General features: G+C 38.8%; 23 protein-coding genes. 16 read left to right on the top strand and 7 right to left on the bottom strand.

Annotated elements, in window-relative coordinates; genetic code table 11:
* Positions 1-30: 30 nt before the first annotated feature.
* From AC3XNE_RS03040 to AC3XNE_RS03030, 3 genes are all read left to right on the top strand, one after another.
* On the top strand, positions 31-732 hold the full coding sequence (locus AC3XNE_RS03040) for an ABC transporter ATP-binding protein (protein WP_489832777.1): 702 nt from the start codon (positions 31-33) through the stop codon (positions 730-732).
* 284 nt (positions 733-1,016) lie between these two features.
* Positions 1,017-1,466, top strand: a complete 450-nt coding sequence (locus AC3XNE_RS03035) for a hypothetical protein (RefSeq protein ID WP_489832776.1) — start codon at positions 1,017-1,019, stop codon at positions 1,464-1,466.
* 312 nt (positions 1,467-1,778) lie between these two features.
* Positions 1,779-2,276, top strand: a complete 498-nt coding sequence (locus tag AC3XNE_RS03030; protein WP_489832775.1) for a DoxX family membrane protein — start codon at positions 1,779-1,781, stop codon at positions 2,274-2,276.
* Between the two features lie 93 nt (positions 2,277-2,369).
* Here the strand turns inward: AC3XNE_RS03030 and AC3XNE_RS03025 are convergent, their stop codons facing one another.
* From AC3XNE_RS03025 to AC3XNE_RS03015, 3 genes are all read right to left on the bottom strand, one after another.
* Positions 2,370-2,696 (bottom strand): AzlD domain-containing protein, encoded by a 327-nt coding sequence (locus AC3XNE_RS03025; protein WP_489832774.1) that lies wholly within the window; start codon positions 2,694-2,696, stop codon positions 2,370-2,372.
* Positions 2,683-3,390 (bottom strand): AzlC family ABC transporter permease, encoded by a 708-nt coding sequence (locus AC3XNE_RS03020; RefSeq protein ID WP_489832773.1) that lies wholly within the window; start codon positions 3,388-3,390, stop codon positions 2,683-2,685. Before AC3XNE_RS03020 ends, AC3XNE_RS03025 begins: the two co-directional genes overlap by 14 nt.
* Positions 3,391-3,707: 317 nt before the next feature.
* Entirely contained in the window at positions 3,708-4,208 is a 501-nt protein-coding gene (locus AC3XNE_RS03015; protein ID WP_489832772.1) for a hypothetical protein, read from the bottom strand.
* 149 nt (positions 4,209-4,357) lie between these two features.
* Here AC3XNE_RS03015 and AC3XNE_RS03010 point away from each other — a divergent pair, with 149 nt between their 5' ends.
* From AC3XNE_RS03010 to AC3XNE_RS03000, 3 genes are all read left to right on the top strand, one after another.
* Entirely contained in the window at positions 4,358-4,849 is a 492-nt protein-coding gene (locus AC3XNE_RS03010; RefSeq protein ID WP_489832771.1) for a GNAT family N-acetyltransferase, read from the top strand.
* A 147-nt stretch (positions 4,850-4,996) separates the two neighbouring features.
* Positions 4,997-5,437 (top strand): universal stress protein, encoded by a 441-nt coding sequence (locus tag AC3XNE_RS03005; RefSeq protein ID WP_489832770.1) that lies wholly within the window; start codon positions 4,997-4,999, stop codon positions 5,435-5,437.
* Between the two features lie 251 nt (positions 5,438-5,688).
* Positions 5,689-6,372: a GTP pyrophosphokinase gene (locus AC3XNE_RS03000; protein ID WP_489832769.1), complete on the top strand. Its 684-nt coding sequence runs from the start codon at positions 5,689-5,691 to the stop codon at positions 6,370-6,372.
* A 105-nt stretch (positions 6,373-6,477) separates the two neighbouring features.
* Here the strand turns inward: AC3XNE_RS03000 and AC3XNE_RS02995 are convergent, their stop codons facing one another.
* The 3 genes from AC3XNE_RS02995 to AC3XNE_RS02985 all read right to left on the bottom strand — a co-directional run bounded on the left by AC3XNE_RS02995 (position 6,478) and on the right by AC3XNE_RS02985 (position 11,227).
* Positions 6,478-7,854, bottom strand: a complete 1,377-nt coding sequence (locus AC3XNE_RS02995) for an Nramp family divalent metal transporter (RefSeq protein WP_489832768.1) — start codon at positions 7,852-7,854, stop codon at positions 6,478-6,480.
* A gap of 228 nt (positions 7,855-8,082) precedes the next feature.
* Positions 8,083-9,993 (bottom strand): M13 family metallopeptidase, encoded by a 1,911-nt coding sequence (locus AC3XNE_RS02990; protein ID WP_489832767.1) that lies wholly within the window; start codon positions 9,991-9,993, stop codon positions 8,083-8,085.
* A 553-nt stretch (positions 9,994-10,546) separates the two neighbouring features.
* The gene (locus AC3XNE_RS02985; RefSeq protein WP_489832766.1) at positions 10,547-11,227 is read right to left on the bottom strand and encodes a fructose-6-phosphate aldolase; all 681 of its coding nucleotides are present in this window, start codon (positions 11,225-11,227) and stop codon (positions 10,547-10,549) included.
* 330 nt (positions 11,228-11,557) lie between these two features.
* Here AC3XNE_RS02985 and AC3XNE_RS02980 point away from each other — a divergent pair, with 330 nt between their 5' ends.
* Both AC3XNE_RS02980 and AC3XNE_RS02975 read left to right on the top strand, forming a co-directional pair.
* A complete protein-coding gene (locus AC3XNE_RS02980; RefSeq protein WP_489832765.1) occupies positions 11,558-12,655 on the top strand; it encodes a glycerol dehydrogenase in 1,098 nt (365 codons plus the stop codon).
* A 172-nt stretch (positions 12,656-12,827) separates the two neighbouring features.
* Entirely contained in the window at positions 12,828-13,475 is a 648-nt protein-coding gene (locus AC3XNE_RS02975; protein WP_489832764.1) for an SDR family oxidoreductase, read from the top strand.
* A 135-nt stretch (positions 13,476-13,610) separates the two neighbouring features.
* On the opposite strand, the gene AC3XNE_RS02970 is transcribed toward AC3XNE_RS02975, so the two are convergent.
* A complete protein-coding gene (locus tag AC3XNE_RS02970) occupies positions 13,611-14,372 on the bottom strand; it encodes an SDR family oxidoreductase (protein WP_489832763.1) in 762 nt (253 codons plus the stop codon).
* 378 nt (positions 14,373-14,750) lie between these two features.
* On the opposite strand from AC3XNE_RS02970, the gene AC3XNE_RS02965 reads away from it, so the two are divergent.
* The 8 genes from AC3XNE_RS02965 (at position 14,751) to AC3XNE_RS02930 (ending at position 24,100) form a co-directional block, all read left to right on the top strand.
* Entirely contained in the window at positions 14,751-15,062 is a 312-nt protein-coding gene (locus AC3XNE_RS02965) for a hypothetical protein (protein WP_489832762.1), read from the top strand.
* A gap of 377 nt (positions 15,063-15,439) precedes the next feature.
* Complete coding sequence (locus tag AC3XNE_RS02960; protein ID WP_489832761.1) at positions 15,440-16,036, top strand: zinc-ribbon domain-containing protein; 597 nt, start codon at positions 15,440-15,442, stop codon at positions 16,034-16,036.
* Complete coding sequence (locus tag AC3XNE_RS02955; RefSeq protein ID WP_489832760.1) at positions 15,997-16,350, top strand: hypothetical protein; 354 nt, start codon at positions 15,997-15,999, stop codon at positions 16,348-16,350. Before AC3XNE_RS02960 ends, AC3XNE_RS02955 begins: the two co-directional genes overlap by 40 nt.
* Positions 16,351-16,395: 45 nt before the next feature.
* Positions 16,396-17,793: a zinc ribbon domain-containing protein gene (locus AC3XNE_RS02950; protein ID WP_489832759.1), complete on the top strand. Its 1,398-nt coding sequence runs from the start codon at positions 16,396-16,398 to the stop codon at positions 17,791-17,793.
* 83 nt (positions 17,794-17,876) lie between these two features.
* Positions 17,877-19,004, top strand: a complete 1,128-nt coding sequence (locus AC3XNE_RS02945) for a glycoside hydrolase family 3 N-terminal domain-containing protein (protein ID WP_489832758.1) — start codon at positions 17,877-17,879, stop codon at positions 19,002-19,004.
* A 361-nt stretch (positions 19,005-19,365) separates the two neighbouring features.
* The gene (apf, locus tag AC3XNE_RS02940; RefSeq protein WP_489832757.1) at positions 19,366-20,028 is read left to right on the top strand and encodes an aggregation-promoting factor; all 663 of its coding nucleotides are present in this window, start codon (positions 19,366-19,368) and stop codon (positions 20,026-20,028) included.
* A 302-nt stretch (positions 20,029-20,330) separates the two neighbouring features.
* Entirely contained in the window at positions 20,331-20,855 is a 525-nt protein-coding gene (locus AC3XNE_RS02935; protein ID WP_489832756.1) for a GNAT family N-acetyltransferase, read from the top strand.
* A gap of 746 nt (positions 20,856-21,601) precedes the next feature.
* Complete coding sequence (locus tag AC3XNE_RS02930; protein WP_489833363.1) at positions 21,602-24,100, top strand: M1 family metallopeptidase; 2,499 nt, start codon at positions 21,602-21,604, stop codon at positions 24,098-24,100.
* Positions 24,101-24,167: the final 67 nt, after the last annotated feature.

The following is a 24,167-nucleotide window of genomic DNA, read 5'->3' as shown; positions in this document are numbered from 1 at the left end:
ATAAATATTAAATGAGATGAGGGATCCAGTTTGGCATATATTGAAATTGAAAATTATTCGAAAGTCTTTGGAAGTGGTGAACGCAAGGTGCGTGCGAACGATAATATTTCCTTTAACCTTGAAAAGGGTCAGTTAATGGTTATTGTTGGTGCATCTGGGGCAGGTAAATCAACTTTATTGAACACCTTAGGCGGAATGGATTCTGCCACCGAAGGCCGAGTAGAGATCAATGGCAAGAACATTGCAGAGTATTCAGAAAAACAATTAACTACTTACCGGCGAAATTCAATTGGCTTTGTCTTTCAGTTTTACAATCTGATCCCCAATTTGACGACTTTGGAAAATGTTGAACTCGCTTCTGAAATTTCTCCTTCTGCTCTTGATCCAGCTGAAACTTTGGATAAGGTTGGCTTAGGACCACGTAAAGACAACTTTCCGTCACAACTCTCAGGAGGGGAACAACAGAGAGCTTCGATCGCTCGAGCCGTGGCAAAAAACCCTGAACTTTTGTTATGTGATGAGCCAACAGGAGCATTGGATTATAAAACAGGGAAAACGATCTTACAGCTTCTACAAGACTTTAGCCACGAAGATGATAAGACCGTTATTATCGTGACACATAATGCTGCGATCAAAGCGATGGCTGACCATGTTATTGAGATCTCTGATGGGAAAGTACAGGAAGACTATCTTAATGACCAACCGCAACCTGTTTCCGAAATTGAATGGTAGTAGTGTAGAGATCCGTAAAAAAGTCTAGTGGAAATTTTATGTTTGCCAGGTGGTGATAATTTTTCCAAGACGAAATTATTTGCATATGGTTTGAATTGGGTTAGAATATGCCCAAAATGTTGTCTACTACTTGTTCTAGGAGTATCATCATGTGGTTAGAGTATAGTAATAGATAAAATACTAAGTAAAAAAGCCGGGTAATAGTTATCATATAAGCGAAGTGTGAATAAGGCGTAGTTATTGCTAGCTTTGTAATGTTTTGCTGTGTTTGTGGAGGTGTTTTCATGGAATTTGAATTCCCACTTAGTATCCAAGATTATCAAACTGATGTAGTGGATTCCCGAAAACTTAACGAGTTATTAAAAAAAGATTTTCAAAATGTTCAGATTTTGGTACAACGCGTTGATCAAGCTGCAAATGCTTTAGATAAATATTCACGTGAAGAGATTTCTTTAAGTGCTTTAAGGCAGGGTACACGGCCTGCGATCCGTGGATTACTTGATCAGAGAAACTTAGAAGAGCATGTGCATCTTTTTGCTGACATGCATGTAGTTGATCAATTAAAAAACGAACTTGATTTAAAGGGATTACGTGAACTGGGCATCGTGACTGATTATGAGTTTGCTCGCATAGATTCTGGCAAGTTAATGTTGCGTTCGCGCCAAGATCGCATCAACTTCGAAAATGAAGTGGGTGAATATGCATTGGAAGAAGATTTTGGACATATTGTTTGAGATAATGATCAAAGCATCTGGCTGCATAGCAGATGCTTTTTTTTAGCCTATTTGACAGGAAAATAGTTTTATATACAAGGATTTTTATAAGTTGTGTATACGATCGTAATCTTTTGTAAAAATCTATATAAACTATACTTTTTAGGTTATTTAAAAATTTGTCTGCGAACATGAAACGTTTTGCGCAAGGGATTTTACGAGTTTATCCTTGTAATATATATACAAAATAATTGAAATATTTAATTTTTTTGATATGTGATAAAATGGAATTGCATTAATTCAAATTTATTCACATTTTAGGAGGAAACATTCATGGTTAAATGGTTACGCACTAGCAAGGTTGGTATGTGGGTCGTTACGATCATTCGTCTTTATTTAGGGTACGAATGGTTGGTAGATGGGTTCGGCAAAGTCAGTGGCGGGTTCAGTGCAAAAGGCTTTGTTGCCCACGCTATTTCAACTCCCGTTTTGGATCCTACTGGCGCACCAGCCTATTCATGGTATTCTTCATTTTTGAAGAGTTTTGTTATGCCTAACATCAATGTTTTTAGTTACATGGTTGCTTGGGGTGAACTCTTAGTTGGACTTGGATTATTACTTGGAACATTGACAACAGCTGCTGCATTTTTCGGCATCGTTATGAATTTTGCTTACATTTTAGCGGGTACGATCTCAGTCAACCCAACTTATATTTTTCTTGGTTTCTTGATTTTGATTGCTGGTTACAATGCTGGTAAGATTGGCTTAGATCACTGGGTAGTACCGTTTTTGCGTGAAAAAATGCCTTGGCTCAAACGATCAGTTGAATAAGCTCACTTGTAACTTTCAATAAAAAAGACGAGAGACTTTTCATGATAGAAAAGTGTATCTCGTTTTTTTTACAAGTTTGACAATTTGACCAACTTATATTATCAAATTAAAAATAGCTGCAGAAAAAATGCCGACGATGACGATCACTAATAAACTGCGAGAGATGACGGCAGAAATGACCGTCGGTAATGACGCAAATAAATTTAAGAAATTAATGTCAGGTAGTTGTCCCTGGTGTGGTATGAAGAGTTGCTGAAACCATAGTGCTGCCATAATAGTGATCGGAACAAAGTTTAAAAACTCGGTGACTGTTGAAGATAGGTTGAACCTTTTTAATAAAACAAAGGGTACTATTCGTGACAGCCAAGTCACTACGCTAGTGGCAAGGATAGTCCAGAAAATAAATTCAATTGTTGGCATGTTTTAAAGTCACTCCTAACGTGCATCCTAGTAAAGTAACCACAAGGATCAAAAGATTTCCCGGAATAAAAGCCATTCCAAAATAGGTTAGGAACAAAACGAAAAGAATGACCACCATTTGCAATTTAAATGAAATAGTCTTATCAGATATGACCTGTAAGTAGAGCAAGCCGATGAACATAGCCGTAATAGCAAACTGAAAGCCGAACTTATCTGGTTCTGTGATCAATGAACCTAACAACGCTCCGAATCCTGTACCAACTACCCAGGTTAGATATGCAGTTAAGTTGACGGTGTTAAGCCAAGTGAAATTGAGTGTTCTATGGGTATAATTTAATTTATTCATGGCCAAAGCAAAACTTTCGTCGGTTAAAAAAGTTCCAAGTAAAATGTTTTTCCAAGTGAGGTCTTGTTTGAAATATGGACTTAGAGTTGTGCTCATCAACATCATGCGTGCGTTGACCAAAAAGACCGAGAGGACTATCGAAAGGATCGGGCTATGTTCGACTAACATGGTGACTAACACGAATTGTGCTGAACCAGCATATACAAAAGCTGAGATAATCAGTGTGACCAAAAAAGATAATCCGGCTGCCCGACCGACGATCCCAAAAGCGAGCCCGATCCCAATATAACCTAAAACAGTTGGCAATACGTCCTGTAGGGCAGAATGAGAATTTAATTCTGGCTGCAAAAAAAGACCTCCAGTATAATAAGGATAGAGTAGAAACAATATTAGCAGCAGTGCTTTGGAAGATTTTTCTATGTATGGTCAAACAAATTATTTAACTGCTAATAACCCATTAATTAAAATAAGAAATATCTGGCGTCTAGTTGCTTCTGCATATATAGCAGACCTCTACTAAGACATGATAAGTAACTAAAGATCTATTCAAATTAATGGTTAATTATTTATTGTTAATAAAATTCTAATTTAGAAAGTGCAAAAAAACAAGGCTTGAGTATTAAGATCTTTGGAGATTTTCTATACCTAAGCCTTGTTAGAGTACATTATTTTAAGTGGCTCTTCAAGATCCATTGATCTTCGATTTCAGGGAGTTTGACTTCTACCCGGTCCATGATACCGTGATAAAGAGTTCGTTGAATAAAGACAGAATTCACATCTAAGTCGAAGTGGGGAAGGGTAAAAGTTAAGCCGCAACCCATGTAACCCATTGATACGATACGTACATTGCCCAATACCGTTAGGGTCTGCATGTTTTTTTCTTCTTGGTAATGACTATCTAGTTCTTTGTTCAAATTAATAACTAACGGATCTTCTGAATTTAGCTTCTTACGTGAGTCAAAACGGATCCCAGAAATCCCCTGGTCAAAACCAGTCCCACCGTCATCAATGAATTTCTTTAACTGTTTGTAAACTTCATTGACGCCTTCTTTTTTAAAGCCAGACCCAATATATTCGGTTGACACTTCATTGACGATCTCTTCTTCATCTTCATTAATAATTTCATTGGCGACATCAATAATTTTTTTTAGTGAAACGTCCTTCACAGGAATTCCTCCTCGTTTCTCACTTGATTTATATAGCTATTGCTATTATAACAAAAGATACTTACATGTCACTTAGGTAGTGCTTTTTACCAAAAATTTATAACCGCGATCTAGGTAGATGAACTCGATCAAACAAAGAAGGAATATGAATGGATCTAAAAAATTATCGTCCGGTAATGACGACTCACTATACGCTGGACTGGTTAAACGCCTTTAAACTAAAGGATATTCATGATTTACAACGCTCTGAAGGGGACGGTAGTGTCACCTTACTTCAAACAGCGGCCTATGTGAATCGATCTATGAGTCAAATAATGCATGGAAATTCAGCTGTTTGGGGTATAAAAGAAAACAAAACAGGTAATTTTGTGGGGACCTTTTCCTTGCGAAATATTGATTTACAAGGAAGGTCAACCAAAATAGAGGTTAATTTTTTGGAGACAGATGCAAAGAAAACGATTTTAAACGAAATTGTTGTGCATATTTTCCAAATGTTACAGACAGATTTAAAATTCAATTCGATTTATATCGATAGCAATGCCGTAGCCGATTTTGAAGAAGCCTTATCGGAGTTAGAATTTGAACGTGTAGAATATACTGGAGAACCTAATATAGCTAAATTTATGCAGGCGGTTAAGTGAGATTTTTAAACTACAAATACATTTTATTGTTGATGTATTTGTAGTTTTATTTAATGGTAATTTATCTTTTGTGTTTTATGTTAAAGTGCTATCATTAAGTTGATAAGGATATTGATAGACAGTACTAGCTCACAAGGAGATGTTTTAATGGCCGACGGAGAAATGAAGTTTCATAAAATATTGGTGGGTGTTGATGATTCCCATGATGCTTTATTAGCATTTTATTACGCGGTGCGTTACGCAGCTGAAAATGACGCTGATCTGTATATCGTTTCAGTTTTGGAAAGCGATGAAATGAACGTCTATCAGGCACTCGATGACGATTATGTTCATGGCGAACGCAGTCAATTAGAAAAACACATTTTGGATTTCAAAAAACAGGCTTTAGATTCTGGAGTCAAAAATGTAACTACTTTGGTTGCAGAGGGTGATGCGGGTAAGACGATCGTTAAAGATGTCATTCCTCATGTCCAACCGGATCTCTTGATGATCGGTTCATTTGATAAACCAGGAATTGCGCGTCGCTTTGGAAGCCAGGCGTCTTATATGTCCAAATATGCACCATGTTCAGTGTTAGTCATTCGATAAATATAGTTAAACAAGAAGTGCGTTTCAGGCGCTTCTTTTTTAATTGCTCATTCTTATCGTAATGCTTTTTGCCATAATTTAAGAAAAGAGCACTCAGTGATTTTAATATTACTGAGGACCAGTGGTGAGGTAGCAAAATATCCTTTGACTAGTTATTTATTTAGTTGAATTTGAACAAAAATGTTATCTTGGTAGATAGCGTTAGAAAAATAAATGATGTAATGAATTTAATCAGAATGGAGCACATTAAAATGATCCTACAGCGAAGAAATTTTTTGAATTTAAGTGAACTGCAACGTCAAATGGAACAATCGGGATTGTACGAAAGACTTGATAATGTTCAAAAGTTTAGTCAAATTTATTTGTTACGTCGTTTGGCTTTAAAAGAAGTTGGTACTAAATTAGAGAACCTTGATGATGAGTACTCGGCACTACATGCTCATAATCCCATCCATCATATGGAAGAACGGATGAAAAATCCGGGCAGTTTGTTAGAAAAAATTGAACGTAAGGGTTACGGGATGACGATCAAATCGATTCAAGATAATGTTTTTGATATTGCGGGGATCCGCGTGATCACTAATTATATAGATGATATCCATCGTGTCGAAGACGCTTTAGTCAATCAAAATGATATTACGTTGATCGATCGCAAAGATTACATCGGTAAACCTAAACCAAATGGCTACCGGAGTCTTCATTTGGTGGTTTCTGTACCTGTCTTTTTGGCGGAGGGACCACAAACAGCACCTGTAGAAATACAGATCAGAACGATCGGAATGGATATGTGGGCTAGCCTTGAACACAAATTGCGTTATAAGAATCATATTGATCCTGATCAAGCTCAAAAATATGCAGGACAACTGAAAGATACCGCCAGAGAGCTTAATCAGATCGAAGCGCGGATGCAAGGGATCTACCAAGATTTGTTGTAAAATTTGGTATTTTTTTCAAAATAGCAGATGGTTACTTATTTATGAGCCTATAAAAAACCTGCGTTAAACGATCATTAAGACCGTTTAGCGCAGGTTTTACTTTTTTTATTTTAAAATACTGAACGTTTGCAAAATCAGATAAATATTTAAAACAACAAGGATCACTGTAGCGATCCAAGCCAGCCATTTGACCCAGGTCTTGATCTTAAATTCGCCCATTATTTTTTCATTACTTGCAAATAGTACTAAAGGAATAATTGCAAATGGAAGAGCAATACTTAGGAAAACCTGTGAAGACGTCAGTAAGCTTTCAATTTTAGCTTCGTTACCATGGTAATAAAATGCGAACCATAGAACTGGTGCAACTGAGATCAAACGCGTGATCAAGCGTTGTGCCCAAAGCGGCATACGCAGGTTGATAAAGCCTTCCATAATGATCTGACCTGATAAGGTCCCAGTAATAGTTGAACTTTGGCCTGAAGCTAATAAAGCAACAGCAAACAACAGACTTAATAGTGGACTGGCAATAGTACCGACAATGCTAGGATCCTGCAAGGAATTAAACAGATCCACGAAGCGGCCTAGTTTACTGTCTGTTCCATAGAAAAGAGCTGCACCTAAAATCAGCAATAAACTGTTAACAACAAAAGCGATCGTTAATTGAATATTGGAATCGATCGTGCTGAACTTGATCGAACGAGCAACTGAATCATGATCTGAGCGATCAACTTCTCGAGTCTGTGTGATCGATGACCCTAAGTATAGATCATGTGGCATAACAGTTGCGCCAACGATCCCTAAGGTCAGGTAAAGCATAGATTTGTTAGTAATGACGTCTTTAGACGGAACATAGCCGGCCATGATCTCTGCAAAATGAGGCTCAGCTAATAATACCTCATATAAGAACACAAATAAAATCACTGCAACCAGTGTGGCAACGATCGCTTCGATCTTGCGAAAGCCAAGTTTCATTAAAAATAGCAATAACAATACGTCAGCAGCGGTAATTACGATACCAACGATCAAAGGAACGTTAAAGATCAGTTTGATAGCGATCGCTGAACCGATTATTTCAGCAATGTCGGTAGCCATAATTGCTAATTCCGTGATGATCCATAAAATAAACCCGCCAATTTTAGAAGTATGTTCTCTTGTTAGTTGAGCCAGGTCTTTTCCGGTGACGATCCCAAGCCTCGCTGACATAGCTTGTAATAACATGGCGATCAAACTGGAGATCAAAACAACAGTCAAGAGAGCATATTTAAATTGGGCACCACCCGCGATCGAGGTGATCCAATTACCTGGGTCCATGTAACCCACGGCGATCAAGATCCCTGGACCGGTATATGTCATCAAAGTCCGCCAAAAACCAGCATTTTTCGGGACTTTGATACTACCGTTAACTTCATCTAAACTCTTGCTTTCTTCTGTTGTCTTACCTAGAAACTTCTTATCTTTTTTTTCAACATTGTCTTGGACCATGAAAATCCCTCTTCTCTATTGGTTTAGAAATTCGGGCAACTTTTTGAGTGATGCCTTATTTAATTACCGTATAAAGAATAGCAGTCTAGATTAGACCTGTCAATCTTTATTTTTTGGAGAGCCAAACTTAAATATTTTGAAAAATGAGTATAAAAAACTTGCATCATTATGGTCTCATGTGACCTCAAGATGCAAGTTTAATTATTGAAAACTATGATGGATCGAGCATTACCAAATATTTACGCGCTTGTTTTCTGGTAGGTACATACCATCGCCAGGTTGAATATCAAAGGTAGTATAGAAGTCAGGTAAGTTTTTCGGCTGAACATTTGCACGCAATTCGTTAGGTGCATGCACATCGATACTTAAGAGTAGTTTTTCTCTTTCCAAAGATGATTTCATTCTCCAGATACGTCCCCAGTTGATAAAGAAGGACCTAATATCAGCGCCATCCTCATCTTTTGCGGCTTCTAGTGCACAACTTAACCCACCGGCATCAGCAATGTTTTCCGAAACGACCAACTTACCGTTAACTTTACCAGCTCTTGTTTCTAAGCCGTTGAATTGGTCGATCTCATCTTGAGCCAAGGCCTTGAGGTGTTTCATATCTTCATCGGTCCACCAATTGTGCAAGTTACCTACTTCGTCAAATTGAGCACCGTTATTATCGAAAGCGTGTGAGATCTCATGGGCGATAACGGCACCGATCCCGCCATAATTTTGACTGGAACTTTGGTTCAGTGAATAAAATGGGGCTTGTAAAATAGCAGCGGGGAAGACGATCACATTAAACGATGGATTGTAGTAAGCGTTGACCATGTGGGCAGGCATTTCCCAACGAGTTCGGTTAACTTCTTTGCCCCAGCGACTAAAGTGATCTTCTAAAATGATGTGAGTAAAACGCGCATCATTTTCATATAAGTTTTCGTCTTCATTAACCGTGAATTTCTTGTAGAGTGGGTCTAATTCATCTGGATAACCGACCTGAATACCTAAAGCATTCAATTTTGTGATAGCCTTTTGTTTGGTGTTCTCGCTTAACCAGTCGTTTTCAGCCAAACGTTTCTGGTACACTTCGACCATTTTTTCGACCATTGTATGCACATCGTTTTTGGCAGTTTCTCCAAAATACTTGTGGGCATAATAAAGTCCAACAACCTGATCGAATTGGCCGGTTGCAAAATAGTAAGCTGATTTCTTTTTGCTCTTAGGTTCCTTTGAACCAGATAAAGCACGTCCATACTCTCCGCCAATGATTCGTGCTTCATCACTCAGCAAGCCTGAAGCACCGACGAGGCGTTTGACAAAGATCCAGTCCTTCATGTCAGAGAAGGTTTCAGCGTTAACTAGTTCATCCAAAGCCTCGTAAAATTTAGGCTCACTAACGATCACTTGATCAGGAGTAGTTTTGATCAATTGTTTGGTATAGCTGGCCAAATCAATATTCGAGCTCAAATTAACGAAGTCTTCAAATGAATATTTATTGTAATCTTTGGCATAGTCAGCTCGTTCAGTACTGTCTTTTTCATGCGGAGCTAGGCTATGGTCAAACTTTAACGCCCCTTGCAAAGTTTCGTTCGCAAATTCTTCTGAATAACCCGCAAGTTTAAATAATTTCAAAACCATTTGAGAATAAACTTGCAATAAAGCGGCGGCTTGCTCGTTGCCTTCTTCATAGTATGTTTTATCAGGCAAAATCAACGATGGAACCTCTGCGTTTAGGGCATAGTGCTGTGTGTCTTTCATATCTGGGGCAACATAAAGTGCCAGTGGTGCAGCATTGCCATCCATCGTAAGATCATATAAGTTATCTTGCCAGTCATTGAGATCTTTTAGTTGTTCAATTTTATCAAGAGACTCTTTAACAGGTGCAAATCCTTGCGCATCACGCTTTTCAAAGTTAGCGACGATGTGGTAGTACTTAATGAATTCCTGTAAATATTGATCAGTGGTAGTTTCAGTCCCATCGAGCAATTTATCGAAATCGTTCATTAGAGTTTCTTCGATGTTATCTGCCAGGTCGGCAAAACCACCGGTAGTAGGTTTGTCGGCAGGGATCTTGGCCGTTTTCAGCCATTCGCCATTGACGGCCTGGTAAAGGTCATCTTTGAGTAGTTCATTGTTAATTGTGTTGGTCAAAGTTATACCTCCTATTTAAAAACAGAGTGAAGCGAACCGCCTAAGTCCCGAGCATTATCCAAGACAGGTGCTATAGCGCGTTTTTTAGCGATGCAGCACCTGTCTTGGATAAGCGGAAAAGCTTGGTTTGCGGAGCTCGACTAAGAAAACAGAGCACAGCAAGCTTCTTAAGTTTACTACTCCGTAATTTAATCAATAAAACTATTTTAAACTATTACACTAGTGATTTAAAGCGGTTGCTCTTTCTATTATCATCAAACAGTTAGCTGACCATACAATAGGGCTGACCTCTAAGGCCAAAAATGGGAAAACCTATGAAGCCAAGCCTAAATATCATTCGCAACTACCAATGAAATCTACAATTCAAGAAGTCAGAGAATGAAAAAGATACGACTTTTTGGAACATTGATTTTCTGATAAATTTGTACAAAAAAAGCGGGACCATCAACTCTGATTTGAAGGGAGAAGAATGTTCCTGCTTTTTGTAGTAGAGCTTAGAGTCTCGCCCTAAGAGTAAAGTACAAACCTAATGGGCTAGTTCCTTGTTCTAATGTTATTTTAAACTTGCGATCGTTTGATTTCCGTATAATGAGACCCAATCGTTTTTGAAATCCGCAACAGCTGTTGCGATCATTGGTGCATTTAACCCAGAAGCGATCACGTCTGTTCCGATGGTAACTGCCTGTGCACCATATTTGATTGCATCAGTTACTTGAGCAACATTATGAAAACTGGCAGCTAGGATCTTCGTGTTGCTCTGGCTCATAGCGATAGCATTTGCCAACTCACCGATCACTTGTGCAGGAGCGATATTCATGTTTAGCATTCGGTTATAATAGGGAGCTAAATAATCTGCTCCTGCTGCGATGGCTAACTCACCTTGGAAAACAGTATAAATAGCAGTGGCAGTGATGTGGACTCCTTCTCTTTTTAAAAGTTTCATTGCTTCAAGTCCGGCTTCGTTAGTAGGGATCTTAATATAAACCTGCTGGTCGATTTCTTTTAAAACACGATGAGCGTCCGCTATGATCTCTTCGGCAGACTCGCCCACAGCCTGAACGTGTAACGTTTTATCAGGCCCAATTATTCCTCTAACTTTCTTCAAATGTTCAAAAAAGTTTACTTTGCCTTCTTTTTTGATGATCGTTGGGTTAGACGTTACGCCGGTTAAATTCAACATTTTATTGTACTTTTCGATTTCGTCTAGGTTGACTGTATCGACCAAAATTTCCATTGTTGACCCACTCCCTTTTTATAAATACTTTGTCTTATTTTATAACATCACCAACCAAGTTACTGGAAGGACTATGACCTTAGCCAATATTTTATCCCTAATGACTTTGATTTTTTCAGACTCATTATAGCATAATTGTTTGAGTGAAACATTTTAAGCTTTCTTATGAAAAAAGTTGTGGTCATGGGTCGATAGTGAAATTGTTAAACAATTTGTTGGATAAATTGGGTAACTAAGTATAAAGATCGAGTGTAAACGTTTGACAAAAAACACAATTTCTCGTTATTATCGATGTGAAAGTGGTAACAAAAAGAAATGGAGGCTTTTAATATGGTTAAAGAGTTTGCAAGTCCTGCTCATTATATTCAAGGGAATGGTGTATTAGATGCACCTAAGGAATACCTAGAAGAACTCGGGAAAAAACCTGTATTGCTCTGTGATGATATCGTCTGGAAAATTGTTGGTGAGAAGCTTAACGGGACTTTGGAAAAAGAAGATTTCACAGTTACCCATGTAGAATTTGTTGGTGAAGCTTCAGAAGAAGAAATTAGCCGGGTCGTTGAGATCGCCAAAAAGGAAGGCAATGACTTTATTATCGGCTTAGGTGGTGGGAAAACACTTGATACCGCCAAAAATGTAGCTAACCAATTAAGCATTCCTGTAGCGATCTTGCCAACTGTAGCATCAACAGACGCTCCTTGTTCTGCTTTGTCAGTGTTGTACACACCGGACGGCAATTTTAAGAAATATGCTTTCTATGATAACAACCCGGACTTGGTATTGATCGATACGAACGTTGTGGCACATGCACCTGTTAGGAATTTGGTCGCAGGGATCGGTGATGCTATGGCAACTAATATTGAGGCACAAGATGTTGCTCGTGGTTATAACCAATCAATGTTAGGAAATGACCCAACATTAGCCTCATTGGCTATTGCCCAAACTTGTGCGGATAATTTATTTGCTCATGCGCATGAAGCTGTTGCAGCCGTGGAAGGGCAGGTCGTTACGTCATCATTAGAGACTGTTGTTGAGGCGAATACTTTATTGAGTGGACTTGGTTTTGAAAGTTCTGGTTTAGCTGCAGCCCATGCTATCTATGATGGCTTTACTGCATTATCTGGCGAAAGTGAGACTTTGATGCATGGTGAAAAAGTAGCATACGGTTATCTGTGTGAACTGATGTTAGACAATGTATCAACGGATGTTTTGGACAAATATATCAAGTTTAACAAGTCGCTTGGATTACCAACCACGTTAGCTGATCTCAAATTAATCGGTGTAAGTTATGATGATCTTCTGAAGGTCGGTGAACAGGCCACGATCCCATCTGAAACGATCCACCAGATGCCATTTGAAGTTTCAGCTGAAGATGTAGCAAATGTGATCGTTGCAGTGGATAAATATGTAACGGCTAACTTTAAATAAAAGTGTAGTTGTAAAGATGACATAGTTGAAGAAAGTAGGGATGATCTCTACTTTCTTTTTGTCAAAAGGGATATTTATTTTATCTTTAAAAATTTAGGGATTGTCAAAGGGTAAATACTTTTAGTTTTCCTAAATAGCTACTAAAATGAAGAGTGAAAGGAGATATTGTTTTATGAAAAACGTTATAGTTTTAGGAGCTGCTGGTAATATTGCGAAGTTCGCTGAAGAATATCTGGGGCAACAGGAAGATGTAAATTTAACGCTTTATTTACGGCATCCTGACAAGTTAAAGACAGAAGAAGCAAAACGCGGTACGATCGTACAAGGTGATGTTTTGGACGAAACAACTCTGGTTTCGTCTTTACAAGGGCAAGATATTGTATACGCTAACTTGGCTGGCACGGATATCGAACAGCAAGCTAAAACGATCATTAAAGCGATGGACCAGGACGGTATTAAGCGTCTGATCTGGATCTCTTCGATTGGTATTTACGATGAAGTACCAGGAAAATTTGGTGAATGGAATAAGCAAATGTTGGGAGAAACTTATTTGCCAACGTATGCTGCAGCTGTCAAAGCAATCGAAAACAGTGATCTGGAATACACTGTTTTGCGTCCAGCATGGCTGTCCGACAAGGATGAAGTTGATTATGAATTTACTCAAAAGGGTGAACCATTCAAGGGTACAGAAGTTTCACGTAAAAGTATTGGTGAATTAGTTGCTAGGTTAGTGGATTCACCTGAAAAACACGTAGGTGAGTCACTGGGTGTCAATAAACCTAATACTGCTGGTGATAAACCTGAATGGTATCAAAAGTAATTTCTAGAACAGGCTTTGTTAGCTAATAGTAGGATCACCTAGTAAAAGTTGAGTTATTAAGAAAGTCCCGTATGTTTCCAATAAAGAAACATGCGGGACTTTTACGTGGGATCCTTAAAATAAGTTTTCCTCTATTTAGACTGTCCAACCGCCGTCGGCTTTGATTATGTCACCATCTACAAAACTCGACTCATCGGAACCTAAAAAAACAGCCAAAGCAGAAATTTGATGGGGATCACCTATTGGGGCTTCACCAGATGCTGTTGAGGCTTGACCACCCAGTGGGTCAACGCCGGTGATCGTACTTTTGATATTAGTGTTAACTCCACCAGGAGCAATCGCGTTTGCACGGACCTTGCCGAACCGGCCATAAGTTGCGGCGATATTTTTGGTTAAACCGACTAAGCCGTGTTTAGCAATTGTATAAACTGCTCCGCCGCGTCCGCCGAAAAGTCCGCCAACAGAAGCATTATTTACTATCACACCACCATTTTCTTGTTTTTCCATAACATTAATAGCGGCACGTGACGCTTTGAATGGCCCGGTCAAATTGATAGCGATAATCTTGTCATACAGGTCGTTTGAAACATTGCCGACAGCAGTAAAATTGTCCATGATCCCAGCATTATTGACTAAGATGTCCAGACTCCCATAAGTGTCTGTTGCTAATTTAATGACTGCATCAATGTCATCTTCATTTGCGATATTAGTTACACTAACTGTAGCTTGACCGCCAGCCCCTATGATCTCTTGGTGAACTTCGCTTAAGGTGTCTTCGTTAATGTCGGCCAAGATGACCTTGGCGCCTTCTTTCGCATAGTCTTCAGCGATGGCTTTACCCATCCCTGAGCCGGCCCCAGTCACAATGGCTACTTTATCTTTTAATCTACCTGTCATTAACTACATCTCCTATAAATAAGTTTATTTAAACATATTTATTATATCCATACATGGAATCGTTTGCAAATATATGTGCTTTGTTAATCTTTTTAGCATATATTATCTTAAATAATACAAAAAAAATCAGACAAGTAGACCACATAAAAAGTATTGACTATATGGAGGCAAAAGACTTTTTTAATTCTAGGGGGCCAACTAAATAGGCTAAAAACTTTGTAATTTCAGGGAAAATAGCTTTAAAAAAAGCATGAAGTGAACTATACTTAAATTGAAATTGTGCAGACATTCACAATATATAATTTTTACTTTATGCAGCAAGTAAAAAGGTGTTTTATTCAAAAAAGCGGCTTTTAAAGATGAGAGGAGGAACGAGCCATGAATAATGCATTATGTTTTTTACGGTGGTTTTTTAATGATTTTTTGCAGGAATTGGCGGGTATTACTTTACGGATCCGAGTATTAAAAATGGACCAGAGCTTAGATTGTTTAGTTGATAAAAAACAAGCGCTGAGAGACATCAAACGGTACCAACGTTTACTTGAACTTGCAGAGAAAAATTATCCATTAGTAGATCAAGCTTTATGTTGTGTTGGTTTTGATAAAAGATTAGCTGATTTTGATGATTTAGATAAAAGATGGCTCCAAGTGCTTTTGGAGTACGGTGGCGGTTTGGAGATCTTTTCATAATTAATTTAATGAAAGTGGGTTGCCATAAAGCATAAAATAAAGTCGTTCTTTCATTTTTTGGTAAGGTGAGAACGGCTTTTTGTCGAAGGCAGTAAAAGGGAACGAAAATAAGACAATATAAATGTATTTCTGAATCGTTAAGTCAGGGATTTAAACACATGACGATTATGGTTGTTACCCTATAATAAACAAAAGACCATTACCATTAGTAGTGGTTCATGTGTGTATGGGATCCAAGAATAATATAAGATAAAAATATATTTATGTAATTATTTTTTTCTTCTTTATTTTATTGAATAATAGATTTTATTTCTTGAATTGTTGTATAATGACCCCGTTGTTAGTAATTTGTTTTAATAATACGAGGGGGATAACAAATGAAGATTTGTCCAAATTGCGGAACACAGTTAAGCAGTGAAACTAGGTTTTGCGTGAAGTGCGGTACAGATGTCACTAATGTTAAGGCAGGCAATGTTGAGCAAAGTGCTACTGAAACAGCAGAAACTCAGGAGACTGACCAGCAGGTGAGCCACGCTAGTGAAGATGAAGGAAAACAAGCCCAGCAAGCTGGTACTGACCAGCAAAATGAGCAAGAGGCTGTTACAGCTCAACAAAGCAATTTTAGTGCGGGTGTGAAAGAGTATTGGGAGTGGCTTGTTAGCACATGGAAAGCACCATTTGATTTTAAACAGGCCAATAAATACTTTGGTCTAGGAACGATCATTGGTGAAAATGTAGTTTTCTTGATCAGTATTTACATAATGATAAATGGGTTTATGCGAAGAGCTAACGAAGCAACTAACGGTTTCTTGAGTGAATTTACAGGGGATGATAGTTATTCCAGCTCTTTTAGACAATTTGGCGCAGCATTCTTTTTTAAAACACTAATTTTCTTGTTATTAGCAAGCTTCTTAATGTCAGGAGCGGCTTATTATTGCAACGTACTTTTTATGCTAGCTCAGAAGGCTATTTGACCCTTCTGAATCGTTTGGCAGGATATACGAACGTAAATGTCATTTTTAATGTAGTGATTTTTTTGTGTGCTTTTTTAAGCACCTCTTTTGCGGGGCTCTCTTTGATCGCCATTATAATGGCATTGATCTCGACTTTATGGATGGTTGGTTTGTATGCGGTTGTTCTGGCTCCAAGCGAATCTGCTAAACATGATCGGATCTATGCAGCTTTTCTGTTAGCGATAGTAAGTGCCATTATTGTGGGGCTTATCGCTTACCTAGGGGGCGGGGCTTTGTTGAGTGAGATCAGTTCGTTTTTTGAAGATATCCTGTAAATTTGCTTAAAGCAATTTATTAGGATCTTTAGGGGGTCAATAGACATGAATAAAATATTTTGTCCTAATTGTGGACATGAAATAGAACCTGGAACTCAATTTTGCGGTAACTGTGGTTATAACGTTGCTGAGTATTTGGAAAAACAGGGTGCAGACCAACAGTCAGTCGAAAAGCAAGCAGATAGTCGCCAACAAAACACCGAAAGTAAACGACAAACGCCAAAAAGTCCTAAACCACCTATGAGCCTGAAAGCCAAGGTCGGTTGGATCGTAGGCCTAGTTGTATTAGTTTTAGTGGTTGGTGCGTATATGATCGGTAAAAGCTACTACAGTGCAGATAAACAATTAGAGCGAATGATCACGGCTATTTCCAGTGATGGTGATTTGACGAAGTACGTTATGACGGATGATCCAAGTTTAAAAGTTGATACTAAAGAATTACAACCAACACAGAAGTACTTTAAAACACATAGATCACAACTTTCTGCATTGAAATCTGGTCTTAAAAGTGATGGTAGTTATCAGGACTTTCAAATTGAGCAGGATGGCAGGTATCTCCTGTTATTTCCTAAATACAAGTTAAAAATCGATCCGCAGTATATTAGGCTGGAGACTAATCATGATAATGTTGCTTTCTATCAGGGAAAGAAGAAGATCTTTACTTCTACTGCAAATAAACATAGTTACAAAGCCGGCCCATATTTTCCAGGGACATATTCATTTAACTCAAGGGGCACTGTTGGTGGGCATCACATGAAAAATGCCAAGATGGTTGATTTAAAAGGCGGCAGCGCTGGCAATCTGAATTTACGTTTGAAAACTCTATCCTTTACTGTCAAGGGTTTTCCTGGATCGATCATTTACCTGAACGATAAAAAGCTGGGTAAAATTGATCAGACGGGCAAATATCGTGTCAAAGATCAGCCCGCGTCCGGAGATATGTTAGTGTATTTGGACTACATGGTTAAAAATAAAACTGTTAGTTCAAAGAAAGTTAACGTACAAAAGAAATTGGCTAACGCACAATATTACAGCACTTCATCCACGATCGCACCAAAATTTACTGGAGTAATTAGTAAGTCAAAGGCGCAAGATCTATTTCAAACTGCATTTACCGAAGCACAGGATCAATCTGATGATGCCGCAGATAGTTTCCGGGATGGGCAAAATAACAAAGATTTCAAAGATCTGTATACGATGTCCAAAGCTTTTGAAGATCGGGATGAACTTTATTCTTTTGATTACGAAGTAGACGTTAAGAGTGTAGCTCCAGCAGAAAACGGTAAAAGTTCAGTGAACTTTAACGTCAAATTTGACTTTGATAAGGAAGACGGACGTAAAGTTCAGGTCTTCGCTTATCCTGGTGTGGTGTCTAAAGATGGCGATGAGTATGTGATCGATCAGCTAGGCAAAAACACTAAGGTCAGTGAGAAAGAGTATTAGAATAACTAAGAAAAACGGAATGCTGATCAGGGAAATTTAACCGGCATTTCGTTTTCTTATTTAAGGAAGCGAGGAGATAAATAATGAAAAAGAATTTGATTTTTGCGGTTGCAGTGTTATCGTTTGTGTTTGTCTTACCGTTTCAAGTCGTTGAAGCTAAAAGTACCAAGCCGACTAATAAGCAGTTAAAAACAACTATCAAGAAGATGACGCTAGACGAGAAGATCGGTCAAATGTACGTTTTGTCAAGTACAGGGGATGATCAACAAGCGAAGCAGGATATTAAGAACTATCATCTTGGAGGTATCTCCTTATTTGGAGTTGATTTTGAAGATAAAACTAAAACGCAATTTGAACAAAAGATAGCGGGGTTACAAAAAAGTGCCCAATTGCCATTGCTGATCGGTACTGATCAGGAAGGTGGTACGGTTTCTCGACTGAGTAATGGACCACAGCTGACTAACAATAGGGAGTTTCCTTCTCCTCAAGAGGTCTATCAAGAAAAAGGTATGAAAGGCATTGTTGGAGAAACTAAACAGACTGCAAAAATTTTACGAGGTTTGGGTATCAATTGGAATTTTGCTCCCGTCGCAGACGTTACTCAAGATCACGACAGTTTTATATATGCCAGAACTTTGGGACAGGATCATGCTACAACTGCAAAATATATCAAGAAAGTAATTGCAGCAAACCACAAAGAAAACATAGGAACAAGCTTAAAACATTTCCCTGGCTATGGAGCAGCAGGCGACACCCATACTGGGATAGCTGAAACTGATCGTTCTTTAGCAGATTTTCGGAGAAGTGACTTTCTACCATTTGAAGCTGGGGTCAAGAAAGGGACTGATAGCGTAATGGTTTCTCATATTATTATTAACTCAGTCGATTCACAATTACCTGCTTCGCTTTCGCCTAAAGTTCATCAGCTTCTTCGGAAAGATTTGAAGTTTAAAAAGGTGATCGTTTCCGATGATCTGAGTATGGGAGCGATCAAGGACTTTAGCCAAGAGCACCAGCTTGATCCGGACGTAGCCGCAATTAAAGCTGGTAATGACATTCTTTTGAGTAGTAACTACAAAAAAGGGATTCCAGCGATCAAGCAAGCAGTCCAAAATAAAGAGATCTCGAAAAAGAAAATTAAACACTCAGTTTATCGGATACTTAAAATGAAACGGAATTTGGGCATTTTGACTAAGGAAGATTTGAGGTAGAAGGGACCTGTGTAGATAGTTAGGATCTCAAAAAAGACTAGACAAAGCTGAGTACCTGAATATGAAAAAGGATCATACCTAAAAGACGTGAACTATTCGTCAAGTCTCTATTGATGTAATTTTTTATATTATTTGTTCTTGATAATAGCGCGATTTTCAAGGCTTGACCTACTAAATATTACTATTCATTACAAGTTCAAAATATTTTGACAAAGGAAGGCTCAAAGTTAATTTGTTTGTCAACCGGTTGTTACAAGGAGCGTTTATACTAGCTAGCAGTTGATCAAAAGAGATCGACTAATAAAAGTAGTTTTAGAAAATTTGATAAGTAGACGCTTTAGGTTTCAAAGGAGATAATTGCATGAATTTCAAACAAATTATTGTTTCAACTGCTGCAGGCGCTGGTTTGCTTTTGGCTGGTAATGGAATTGCAAATGCGGATACGATAACAGTTAAATCAGGAGATACTGTCTCTTCAATTGCCAAAACGTATAAAACAACGGTAAGATCCATTGAAAAGATAAATCATTTGGCTAATGTTAATGCAATTTATGTTGGTCAAAAGCTGGAAACAAGTTCCGAATCTTCTAATGGTAGTACAGTAAGTGCACAACCTAATTACCAGCAGTATAGCAAGCAACAAGTTGCACCTCAGGCTCATCGGTCATCTAACAATGTAAAGCCAGCTATCCAAACATCAAATGGGACACAACAGGCGGCTTCGACTAACTCTTCGTCCAATACTGCTAGTTCTACAACCTCTAGCTCAGCTTCTTCAAGGTCAGCGTCCTCTAGTTCCAGCTCAGAAGCTGCTGCAAAATCATGGATCGTTAGTAAAGAGTCTGGTGGTTCTTATACTGCATCAAACGGGCAGTATTATGGGAAATATCAACTATCTAAGAGTTATTTGAATGGCGATCTCTCGGCTTCTAACCAGGATTCCGTTGCGGATTCTTATGTTTCCTCAAGATATGGTTCCTGGACGGCCGCCAAAGATCACTGGGAAGCTAACGGTTGGTATTAAGAAATAGCAAGCATAGTAGAAATTTAAAAAACAAAAAGTGCCTTAGCGGGTGAGTTACCATATATTCCCCTTATAGTAGATGCGAAATAAAGTAATTCCGTATCCGACTGTAAGGGGAGTTTTTGTGTTTGAAAGCTTGAATATTATTGTTGTTTAGGAATAGTGCCATAAAGTGAATGGTAATAATAACATAGGAAACCCAGTTTGGGAGTTTAAAAAATGGGCAAATCTGTTAATATTGGTTACAATATCAATTTTTATTTATTAGAAATAACTTCTAAGCCTAAGTGTGGAGGTACTTCATGTCTTTAGTTTATCTACGTAAAGCAAATAAAAATCATTTAGAGCAAATTATGAACGTGGTTCATGATGCTCAGGAAAACTTAAATGCGGCAGGTATTGATCAATGGAAAAATGGTTATCCTGATAGGTTAAATATTCTTTCTGATATTGAGCAGAATTCACTTTATGAAATCATGTTTGAAAAGCAAATTGCCGGGATAATCGCTATTCAATACACTCCTGAACCGAATTATAAAACATTGTCAGGAGGTAAATGGTTAGGTAACGATAATTATGCCACAATACATCGCCTAGCTATCGATTCATCTTTTGCTCACCAAGGGTTAGGAAGGATGGCGCTAACCAGCGCGTTATCCTTGATAAGAGAGCGACAGATAACCTCTGTTAGAGTTGATACGCACCGAAAGAATCGGCGCGTGCAACATTTAGTTACGGAGTTAGATTTCAAATACCGCGGAGTGATCCACATTGTTGATCCGCATGGTGATCTCGATAATGATGCTTATGAGTTGATTATGGAGTAGCGGTTGAAAATTCTAATTGGGCCAAAATTGGCTTGATGTGGGGCCAAAAAGCCGTTAATTGGACCAAGGTCAGTTAAATGTAGGTCCGAAAAGTTGGTAATCGGACCAAAGTTAGTCAGATGTAGGTCCGAAAAGTTAGTAATTGGCCCCAAGTCAGTCAGATGTAGGTCCGAAAAACTGTTAATTGGCCCCAAGTCAGTTTAACATGGGACCAAAAATTGTTGATTGGATGTTAGATAGTAATAGTACTTTGTATTTTACACTTTTTGTTGATCGTAAGTATGTCAAAACATTATAGTGACTATTAAAACAACACTTGGCAAATATCCGACTAAATTTGGTCAGCTATGCAATGTATTATTTCATAGCTTTATGAGGTCGTCTTGTCGTATAATGAAAATACATGAACAAATTTATGTTAAACAAATGAGAATGTGGTTTATTTTCATAGTCGAGCTGCGTGTGGCAGAAGGTTCCGCTTATCCAACTTGAACTTCATAGTGCAAACTGCGCACCATAAAGCGCAAGTCCCATAATGCTCGTCTTCTGACCGCCACGCTGCACTTTGTTTTTATAGTCGAGTTCCGTGAAGCAGAAAGGTCCGCCTATCCCAGTCCAGCCACACAGCGCCAAACTCGTGTTATATGGCTAGACTACGATAGTGCTCACTTTCTCTCACTTCACTTTGTTTTTAATAGGAGGTATCTTTTTAAGTGACACGTTTATATGATAATTTTCAACCAGAAATGTATAAGGTTTATTTAGATATTGATCGTGGTTCAAAAACAATCACTGGTCAAACAAAAATTAGCGGTCATGCTCAAAGTGATCGAATTGCCGTCAATCAAAAGTTTTTGAAAGTTTCTGACGTTAAGGTCGAAGAAAAGAGTGTTGATTTCTCAGTTAATGATGACGAGGAAACGATCAATATTGAATTGCCACAAGCAGGTGGCATGAACCTTACGATCGACTATACAGCACCTTTGACTGATTCGATGATGGGGATCTATCCTTCTTACTATCAAGTTGATGGCGAAAAGAAGCAGCTGATCGGTACGCAGTTTGAAACGACTGCTGCCCGTCAGGCGTTCCCTTGTGTTGATGAGCCAGAAGCTAAAGCAAACTTTGATTTGGCTATCAAGTTTGACGAAAAACCGGGAGAAATGATCATCGCCAATATGCCTGAAATAGATGTTGATAATGGGGTACATTACTTTGACCGCACAGTTAAGATGTCAACGTATTTAGTTGCATTTGCCTTTGGTGAAATGCAAAGCAAATATACTACCACCAAGAGTGGCGTAAAAATTGGTGTTTTCTCTACGAAAGCCCATCAGGATAATGAATTAGATTTTCCACTGGATATTGCCAAACGCTCGATCGAATTTTACGAGGATTTCTATCAAACACCATATCCATTGCCTCATTCTTGGCAATTAGCCTTGCCAGATTTTTCAGCCGGTGCGATGGAGAATTGGGGCTTAGTTACTTATCGTGAAGCTTACTTAGTGCTTGATCCCGATAACACATCACTTGAAACTAAAGAATTAGTTGCGACTGTGATTGCCCACGAGTTGGCTCATCAGTGGTTCGGTGACCTAGTCACTATGAAGTGGTGGGATGATTTGTGGTTAAACGAAAGCTTTGCCAATATGATGGAGTATGTGGCTACTGCTGCTTTAGAGCCTGATTGGCATATTTGGGAACTATTCCAAACGTCTGAAGCTCCAGCTGCTTTGCAGCGCGATGCTACTGACGGCGTCCAGCCTGTACATGTCCAAGTTGAAAAGCCAGCTGAGATCGATTCGATTTTTGATAGTGCGATCGTTTATGCTAAAGGCTCACGGATGTTGGTCATGGTGCGTTCTTTGATCGGTGACGATGCATTACGTAAAGGGTTGAAAGCATACTTTACGGCTCACCATTATGCTAATGCGTCTGGTGATGACTTGTGGGATGCACTTGGTAAGGCAGCTGGTATCGATCTGGCAAAGATCATGAATACATGGTTGGAACAACCAGGTTACCCAGTCGTTAGTGCTAAAGTTGTTGATGGTAAACTAACGCTGTCACAGAAACAATTCTTCATTGGTGATGGTAATGATGTTGGCCGTTTATGGCAGATACCGTTGAATGGTAACTATGATGTCGTTCCTCAAATTATGTCCGAAAAAACGCTGGAATTGGGTGATTATCAAGAATTACGCCAACAGGCAGGCGAACCATTCCGTTTAAACATCGGCAATGAGGCACACTTTATTGTCAAATATGATGGTGCTTTGTTAAATGACATTTTAGATAATAGTGATGCTCTCGATCCGATCTCACAGCTGCAATTACTGCAAGATCTGCGTTTGTTGGCCGAAGGACTCCAGATCTCTTATGCAAGCGTGGTCCCATTGCTCAAACGTTTTGCAAACAGTCATTCGAATGTGGTCAATGCGGCCTTGTATCAGGTAGCCGGTAATTTGAAGAAGTTTGTTGAGCCTGATTCAGAACAAGAAACTAACTTGCGGAAGCTTTTTGACAAATTGAGTTTCGCACAAGTTAAACGCTTGGGCTGGACTCCAAAATATGGTGAGTCAGTCGATGATCAATTAACACGTCCTTACGTTTTGGGTGCGGCTTTGTACGCCAAGAATCAGGATTCGATCGAAGAAGCACATGGTTTGTTTGAGGCTAATAAAGAAGCTTTAGTAGACTTGCCAGCTGATATTCGAGTATATGTCTTGGCAAATGAAGTGCAAAATTACAGTAGTCCAGAGCTGTTTGACCGCTTGCTGACAGACTACACTAGTTCGTCTGATGGCAGTTACAAGGCAGATATCGCTGCGGCTTTGCCAATGTCGCCTGATAAAAAAATTTTGGTTTCGATCGTGGATAAGTATGAAGATAGTAAAACTATCAAACCTCAAGATTTGCGTGCTTGGTATCGTGGAGTGTTGGCTAACGACCACGGTCAACAGTTAGCTTGGGACTGGATCCGTAGCGATTGGCAGTGGTTGGAAGATACAGTCGGCGGAGACATGGAGTTCCCAACGTTTATTACTGTGACAGCCGGTGTCTTCAAAACACCGCAACGTTTGGCTGAATTCAAGGAATTCTTTGAACCAAAGATCAATACACCAGGCTTGACACGTGAGATCCAAATGGATATCAAGATCATTGAAAGCCGAGTTGCTTTGATAGAAGACGAAAAAGATGCTGTTAATAAAGCTGTTAGCTTGTTTGTTTTTAACGGCTAAAAAATGAAATTCGCCCTGTCCTTAAGTACTTTGAAGTATTTAAGAACAGGGCTTTTTCTATGTAAAA

It is taken from the genome of Ligilactobacillus sp. JN-6 (Y).1, assembly GCF_058111525.1.
The sequence above is the reverse complement of the archived record's forward strand: the minus strand, read 5'-3'. Positions and strand labels throughout refer to the sequence as shown.